Annotated in this window: 5 protein-coding genes; 1 reads left to right on the top strand and 4 read right to left on the bottom strand. The window is 44.4% G+C overall.

Annotation, left to right across the window (positions count from 1 at the left end):
- Positions 1–56 precede the first annotated feature (56 nt).
- From DXD11_RS12090 to DXD11_RS12105, 4 genes are all read right to left on the bottom strand, one after another.
- On the bottom strand, positions 57–2258 hold the full coding sequence (locus tag DXD11_RS12090; protein ID WP_118758500.1) for an alpha-galactosidase: 2202 nt from the start codon (positions 2256–2258) through the stop codon (positions 57–59).
- Positions 2259–2293: 35 nt separating this feature from the next.
- Positions 2294–3097 (bottom strand): hypothetical protein, encoded by an 804-nt coding sequence (locus DXD11_RS12095; protein ID WP_118016878.1) that lies wholly within the window; start codon positions 3095–3097, stop codon positions 2294–2296.
- 326 nt (positions 3098–3423) lie between these two features.
- Positions 3424–5187 carry a phospho-sugar mutase gene (locus tag DXD11_RS12100; RefSeq protein ID WP_118758501.1) on the bottom strand — a complete coding sequence of 588 codons (1764 nt, stop codon included), beginning with the start codon at positions 5185–5187 and terminating at the stop codon, positions 3424–3426.
- 110 nt (positions 5188–5297) lie between these two features.
- Complete coding sequence (locus tag DXD11_RS12105) at positions 5298–7022, bottom strand: phospho-sugar mutase (RefSeq protein ID WP_118758502.1); 1725 nt, start codon at positions 7020–7022, stop codon at positions 5298–5300.
- 240 nt (positions 7023–7262) lie between these two features.
- On the opposite strand from DXD11_RS12105, the gene DXD11_RS12110 reads away from it, so the two are divergent.
- Positions 7263–7763, top strand: a complete 501-nt coding sequence (locus DXD11_RS12110; RefSeq protein WP_243002957.1) for a sensor histidine kinase — start codon at positions 7263–7265, stop codon at positions 7761–7763.
- Positions 7764–7854: the final 91 nt, after the last annotated feature.

The following is a 7854-nucleotide window of genomic DNA, read 5'->3' on the forward strand; positions in this document are numbered from 1 at the left end:
AGTCCTTCTCACTTTATTTTTTCACGTGGTTAAATAACTTAATTTTTATTTTATTTTTAAGTTAAACTATTGTCAAGTACAAAGTGATACAGTCTGCTCATATAATCTCCACGCATAGTTTCAATGAGCATTCCGGCATTCATGAGGAGATCTCCCCCATACACATTCTCCGTTCCGTCAAGTCTGTAACCAGCAGTCACGTCAAGCCCTAAAAGTTTTATCTTTCTACTGTGTACGTTAGGTCTTCCAAGCACCTGAACGTAAGTCACCAATGCCTCACTCTTATCCTTTGCAACAACCATCCAGCAATCATACAGTCCATTTTCCCTGTACGATGCAACCCTATAATAATCACCCTCCCTTACAAGATCATTATATTTATGATACATAGACACCTGCTCAGGGATCATCGCACGTTCTTCTTCACTTATTTTTGTGATATCGAGTTCATAGCCAAATGTTCCCGCCAGAGCCACATGTGCCCTGGTCATAAAAGGTGTACTCCTTCCAACTGTGTGATTAGGGCAATCCGACACATGGGCGCCCATGGTCGAAAGCGGATATATCAGTTCCGTTCCCTCCTGTATAGAAAGTCTCTCTATGGCATCCGTGTCATCGGAGCACCATATCTGCGGACTGTAGTAAAGCATGCCAGGGTCAAATCTTGCACCACCGCCCGAGCAGTTCTCAAGCAAAAGATCTGGGAAATCGTTAACAAGGCGCTCTTGCAGCTCATATACTCCAAGCACATACCTGTGAGTCAATTCTCCCTGCCTGTCTCCGGTGAATTCTACGCTGCCGATATCCGTGAGCTGTCTGTTCATATCCCACTTAACATACTCAATATTTGCGGATGATATCACGTTATGCACACATTCATACACGTAGTCTCTAACTTCTTTTCTCGAGAGATCAAGCACGTACTGATTTCGCGATAATGTAGCCGTTCTCTCCGGAACCGCAAACGCCCAGTCGGGATGCTTTCTGTAAAGTTCAGAATCAGGGGAAATCATTTCAGGCTCCATCCATATTCCAAATTTCAGCCCCAGCTTATTCACCTCATCAACAAGATGTTTCAAACCGCCCTTGATCTTGTTTTCATTTACAAACCAGTCTCCAAGACTTGTGGCATCATCATTTCTATGTCCAAACCAGCCATCATCCATGACCAGCATCTCTATTCCATGTTCTGCCGCACTCTTTGCTATCGCAAGGAGCTTATCGGTATCAAAGTCAAAATATGTAGCCTCCCAGTTGTTGATGAGGACAGGTCTCTTCTGGTGAAGATATCTGCTCCTTATCATGTGGCATCTGTAAAAATCATGAAGATTTCTAGTCATCTGTCCAAGTCCATCATGGCTGTATGTAAGCACAACCTCAGGCGCTGTAAACGTCTCTCCAGGCGTGAGCCACCACTCAAATCCCTCTGAATGTATGCCCATGACTGCGCGTATGGAATCAAACTGTGATTTCTCTATCTGTGCGATGAAGTTACCCGAGTACACAAAATGCATTCCATATACATCACCCGTAGTCTGATCTGTACCCTTTGTCATCCATGCCATAAACGGATGGTCCTGGTGGGATGACTCACCGCGGAGAGAGCTTACACTCTGCTTGCCATAAGCTATCGGGCGTCTCTCAATCTGTCTCTCCCTGGCCCATGAGCCATGAAGAGTGAGCATCTCAAAATCCTCGTCATCCATGTCTATACATGCAGAATATACCTTTGTGAGCCTGATATCCCTATCACCTGCATTTTTCACGCTCACACTTCTGGTTATAACATCCTCATCCTCAAACACAGAATATATCAGGTCAACATCAATGCCACATCCCCCATCCATCATATGGACAACGAGAGTCTGAACCTCCTCTTCTCCCGCAAATGATGCCGGAAGGCCACTAATCCCCGGCTTTCCATTTACAATATCGTAATCCACAAATTTCAGATCAACGGTTCTGCTGCCATTTGCGGTCTTTACCGCAATACAACTCTCCCTGTAGTCTCCTATTCCATTTCCGGAATACTCTGTCGGAAATGTGTCCATAAATGAACATCTCTCCCTGTTATTCTTGGACGGAACAAAAGGAGCCTCACACGTTCTCAAAAACTGATCACATTTCTGCGGACGGATCTTCTGTCCATAATATATATGTCCGACAAACCCCTCTTCATCGGCGATTCCGATACGATAACTCGTGTTTCTCGTATCAAGTTCAAATATTCTGTTTGCCTCATCATATCTTATGCTCATATGTATCTATAGTCTCCTTGTTTTATTTATGGGTATCACTCTCTGCTTATGTATTCAAGAAATTCAAGTGCAAGATCCATATTCTTGGCATTCTCGCCAAATCCCACTGCAGCATCCATTTCATACCAGCCGGTATCCTTCACCCAGGAATTATCACCGATCTTTATTCCGACAGGTATCTTCTCACCCGTTTCAATAACCGTTGCATACACAAACGAATCTTTATACTTTTCTTTCAGTTCATCAGTCAGCACCTTATCAAGATCCTGCATATATCCAAACTCTCCAAAACTCATGACAAGGTCTGTGTCGGCAAAGAACACGTCCACCGCATTCGCCATAAATTTGTTCTGTATAAGCTGTAGACTATCCTGACTCATGGCATCATTCGGATCAGTTGACACGCCGATTCCTGTACTTATACTGACATATTCCTTCTCCGCATCAAGACCATTTTCACTGAGGAATTCCTCATAATACGCCTTGTCATTCGCCGCGGATTCCTGTTGTGTAGTGTTGACCGCAAGGATGTTGAGTGCCGCAGATTCCGCCGTAAAATGTTTTACGACAAGGAATACAACTATGCCCACAACAACAAGTGCAAATAGAGCCTTCGGAGCATAATACTCCAGTATGTATTCCTTTTTCTGCTGTTTGTTCATAAGGCTGAGTTTCTGTTTCTCAGACATATGCTCATCCACATCCAAGACGCTCTCCGGCTCTCGTTTCTCTTTTTCATCGGTTTTCTCATCGATGATATGTCCAGCGATACTTTTTATATTTTTCTTTTCTATTTCTTTCTCTTTTTTTATTTCTTTTTCTATTTCTTTTTCTGGCATATAATCTCCTATACTACTCCTGTACGCGTTTGCCACACACTGCCGTTACTTTATATATTATAACATTTTTTAGTTAATTCTTAAACAGTTTTTAGTATTTTTAACTATATTTTACTTTGTGACATATAACAGCGTTCAGTTATCTAGTCCCCTGAAGCTCCTGATTCCCTGCCTTCTTTTTATACAAAAGGGACCTCAGCATCAAGGCCGAGATCCCCCTTGTTCAGCGCATTGGCTGGAAAGTGCATTTACATGTTTAATTTTGTAGTATATGGAAGGAATGTTTTTCTTTTTCGGCAGTAAATTCTGCCATATTTTGTGTTTGTTTATTTAGCAAGCTCCTGCACACATGCTTTCATCTCATCTATCTTTGACATGGCATTTTTTAGGCTGATTTCATTCACGCCAAAGTAGAATTTGATCTTTGGTTCATTTCCAGAAGGCCTAACCGCGAACCACGCATTATTTTCCAGCTCATAGTACAGCACGTTTGATTTTGGAAGACCCATGTGCTCCTCTTCGCCATCAAGCGGCTTGCGGATTCCGCTCACATAATCCCTCATGCCGGTAACTTTGATACCTGCAAAGTTCGTAAGTGGATGGTTCCTGAAGTTCTCCATCATCTCCTTAATCTGTGCTGCACCATCTACACCCTTTAGAGTTATCCCAAACGCACCTTCAAAGTAATAGCCATATTTGTGATAAACCTCTTCCATGGCATTACAGATGGTTTCTCCCTGCAGCTTATAAAATGCTGCTATTTCACATAAAATGACAACGGCTGCGCAAGCGTCCTTGTCACGAGTGTAGTCTCCTACTAAACATCCAAAGCTCTCCTCCATTCCGAAGATGAACTTGTATGTGTTGTTCTTCTCAAAGAGAAGGATCTGCTCACCTATGTACTTGAATCCGGTGAGTGTCTCTATATATTTCAGATTGTAATTCTCTGCTATCGCCTTTGTAAGATTGGTGCTGACTACTGTATTACAGATAGCACCATTTTCCGGCAGTTTGCCGACTGCCTCCTGTTCACGGCAGACATACTCTGCGATCAAGGCTCCTGTCATATTGGCATTAAAGCGGACATATGGATATGCAGGATCATCTGCAAATTCCGTGTCTTTCCAAATTCCCGTACTGTCCTTGACGTATATTCCAAGTCTGTCTGCATCAGGATCTGTGGCCATGATAACGTCCGCATCCACCTTCTTTGCCAGGTCTATTCCCATGGCAAATGCTGATGGTTCCTCTGGATTTGGTGACTTGACCGTGCTGAAGTCTCCGTCAGGAACAGTCTGCTCCTCTACAACATATACGTGCTTGAAGCCAAGTCTCTTTAGCACTTCCCTTACAGGTACATTTCCTGTTCCGTGAAGTGGTGTGTATACTATCTTGATATCGTCTGCAACCTTCGGAATGATATCGCCGTGGATGGTCTGTTTTATGAGTGCCTGATAGTAATTCTCATCAACACTCGTAGGAACCATACAGAACAGGCCGTCTGCGATAGCCTTGTCCTTATCCATGGTCTTGACATCCTCGTATCTCTCAACATTCGCCACATGTTTCAGGATATCCTGATCCTGAGGGGATACGATCTGACTGCCGTCCTCCCAGTACACCTTGTAGCCGTTGTACTCAGGTGGATTGTGGCTTGCTGTTACCACGATTCCGGCTATACATCCAAGCTCTCTCACTGCAAATGACAGCTCAGGTGTAGGGCGGAGTGCATCAAACACATATGTCTTTATGCCATTTGCATTGAGACACAGAGCTGATGCCTCTGTGAACTCTGCTGACATATTTCGGCAGTCATGTGCTATGACAACACCTCTCCCCGCAGCATCCGCGCCGACCTCAAGTATGTAATCTGCAAGACCCTGTGTAGCCTTTGTAACTGTGTATATATTCATTCTGTTGGTTCCGGCACCCATGATTCCGCGCATTCCGCCGGTTCCAAATTTCAGATTCTTGTAGAATCTGTCCTGGATCTCTTTGTCATCATCTGCGATACTTCTAAGTTCTTCCTTGGTCTTCTCATCAAAGCAGTCTGACTCAAGCCAGAACTTGTATTCGTCCATGTAACCCATCTTTTTTACCTCCACCTTGTAATTATTTTTAGTCGCTACCGCGATCTTCTAACCTATTTTCTGCTGACATTTATTTGCCAGCCATTCCGTTTCTTACCAGTCATCCCGTTTTACGAGAACATCGCCTTCACATTTACCGCAAGCTCGTCAAGCTGCTCTGCCGCATCCTCCTGAGAGCTTCCCTTTACCCCGAGGTAGAACTTGATCTTCGGTTCTGTGCCTGAAGGTCTCACAAGGAACCATGCGCCATCCGCAAGCTGATAATATATCATGTTGGACTTTGGAAGCACCGCCGCCTCGGACTTGCCTGTCGCTGCGTCCGTCTCTGTTCCAAGCTTGTAGTCGTAGATCTTCTCCACGCTGTAAGTTCCGACCTTCTGCACCGGATTATCTCTCAGCGTCTGTATCATAGACTGTATCTTTGCAGCACCCTCGCGTCCGTCAAACTTCATGGTCTGAACCTTCTCTTTGTAGTAACCATATTCCTGCCACAATTCAACCATTCTGTCCCACAGAGTCATGCCACGGTTCTTGTAGTATGCCGCAGCCTCACAGAGAAGCATCAGCGTTCCAACCGAGTCCTTGTCCCTTGCATATGTACCAGGCAGACATCCAAATGTATCTTCAAGCCCGAACACATAATTGTGTTCACCAGTCTGCTCATAAGCCCTCATTCTCGATGCTATATTCTTAAATCCGATCAGGTTGTTGCAGTCACAGAAAGTGTCGTACTTCTTACATATCTCCTTGACCATATTGGTGATAACAACCGTAGTTACAATCGCCGGATTCTCAGGCAGTCTTCCGCTCTGGGATCTCTGCATCAGCACGTAATCACAGAGGATCGCACCGAACATATTGCCCGTAAATTCTTTATACTCATTATTCTTGCTGTCATATCCATACATTCCAAGCCTATCCGCATCAGGATCTGTGACAAGAATCAGCTCTCCGCCGACCTTCTTCGCCAGCTCAAGACTCAGGGCATACGCCTCTGCGCCCTCAGGATTTGGGGACTTTACAGTTGGAAAATTACCATCTTGAACAGCCTGTTCCTCAACGACATGTACATCCTTGAAACCAAGTTCGCTGAGAACTCTTGTAACAGGCTTAAGGCCTGTTCCGTGAAGCGGAGAATATACGATCTTCAGATCTCCCGCCTTCTGAATCTCCTCCGGATTCATGACAAGCTTGTGAAGCTCTCCTATATATGCGTCATCGATCTCCTGACCGATCACATTCAACAGTCCTGCATCTATTGCAGCGTCCTTGTCCATAGTCTTAACCATGGAGAAATCTTCTATATTGTTGACCTCTGCAATGATCTCCTTATCCTGAGGAGATACGATCTGGGCTCCATCATCCCAGTAAACCTTATATCCGTTGTATTCCTTTGGATTGTGGCTTGCCGTTATATTCACGCCGATATTGCAGTGCAGATGTCTCACTGCAAATGAAAGCTCCGGTGTCGGGCGGAGCGCATCAAACAGATACACCTTCACGCCATTTGCACACAGGCAGAGAGCAGTTTCAAGCGCATACAGCGAAGCATTGTTTCTGTTGTCAAATGCTATAGCTGCCGACGGCTCTGATATTCCGATCTTCGCCAGGTAGTTAGCAATTCCCTGTGTTGCCATGCGAACCATGTAAATGTTCATGCGGTTCGTTCCCGCTCCCATCACGCCTCGAAGTCCACCTGTTCCAAACTCAAGGTTTGTGTAAAATCTATCTTCAATCTCCGCTTCATTATCCTTTATGTTTACGAGCTCCCGCTTCGTAACATCATCTACCTGATCGCTGCCAAGCCACATATCGTATCTCTGCTTTGCGTCCATCTTCTACCCCTTTCCTGACCTCACAGGCCACACAGATTTTTCCTTTTTATCTATCCACAATTTATCTTCCGTTTGTTTTATTAGGCTATTTTTAGCTAATTTATTGTTATTTGTATAATATATTAAGCAGTTTTTAAATTCAATATTTAATCTTGCAATTTATATCACTTTGTTGCGCAGATGTATATTGCAGCCGTTTTATTATGGTGGTATTAACTAAAAGAATTATATTTTCTGCAATTGACTTGTAATATAACCGACCTTTTTTATTCCTTTACAGAGGCTATTTGTGATCTGCTCAAGATCAACCTGAGCGTTGTAGCCGGATTTGTGTACAGCAAGATCACGGAGGCACAGAAGGATCAGAAGGAGCTCGTAGTCCAGGTGGCATCCAGGGATCTGAAGAGCCGAATGCCGGAGTATGAACTGATCAGGATCATCGGTATACTGATCGATAATGCGCTTGAATCGACCGCCCCATTTGGCACTGCATATCTGTACCTGGACAGCAGGCAGAACCAGATAGAAATAAGAACAAGAAACAAGGGTTCCGTCAAAACCAACGAATTCCGCCAGAATATGTTCTCACCGGGATATACCACCAAAACCGGAGACAGACATGGCCATGGTTACGGTCTCTACAACCTGAAAAAACTGACCGACAAGTACAATGGTAAAATATATCTCGACACGGTAAATACCGACCAGGGAGACTACATACAGTTCGACGTCATCGTATAAGGACAGCAAAGCGCCGTCCGGTCACCAGACCATGATATGTACCCAGAATCCTGGACACATATTTATGAACTAGGCTGAACACATGGATGCT

The sequence above is a fragment of the Coprococcus sp. TF11-13 genome (assembly GCF_003481085.1).
In the GTDB taxonomy this organism is placed as follows: domain Bacteria; phylum Bacillota; class Clostridia; order Lachnospirales; family Lachnospiraceae; genus Coprococcus; species Coprococcus aceti.

What these genes read in the sequence shown, in the direction of transcription:
- DXD11_RS12105 (WP_118758502.1), bottom strand. Translation starts at nt 7,022, where the DNA reads ATGGACGCAAAGCAGAGATACGATATGTGGCTTGGCAGCGATCAGGTA.
- DXD11_RS12095 (WP_118016878.1), bottom strand. Translation starts at nt 3,097, where the DNA reads ATGCCAGAAAAAGAAATAGAAAAAGAAATAAAAAAAGAGAAAGAAATA.
- DXD11_RS12100 (WP_118758501.1), bottom strand. Translation starts at nt 5,187, where the DNA reads ATGGGTTACATGGACGAATACAAGTTCTGGCTTGAGTCAGACTGCTTT.
- DXD11_RS12090 (WP_118758500.1), bottom strand. Translation starts at nt 2,258, where the DNA reads ATGAGCATAAGATATGATGAGGCAAACAGAATATTTGAACTTGATACG.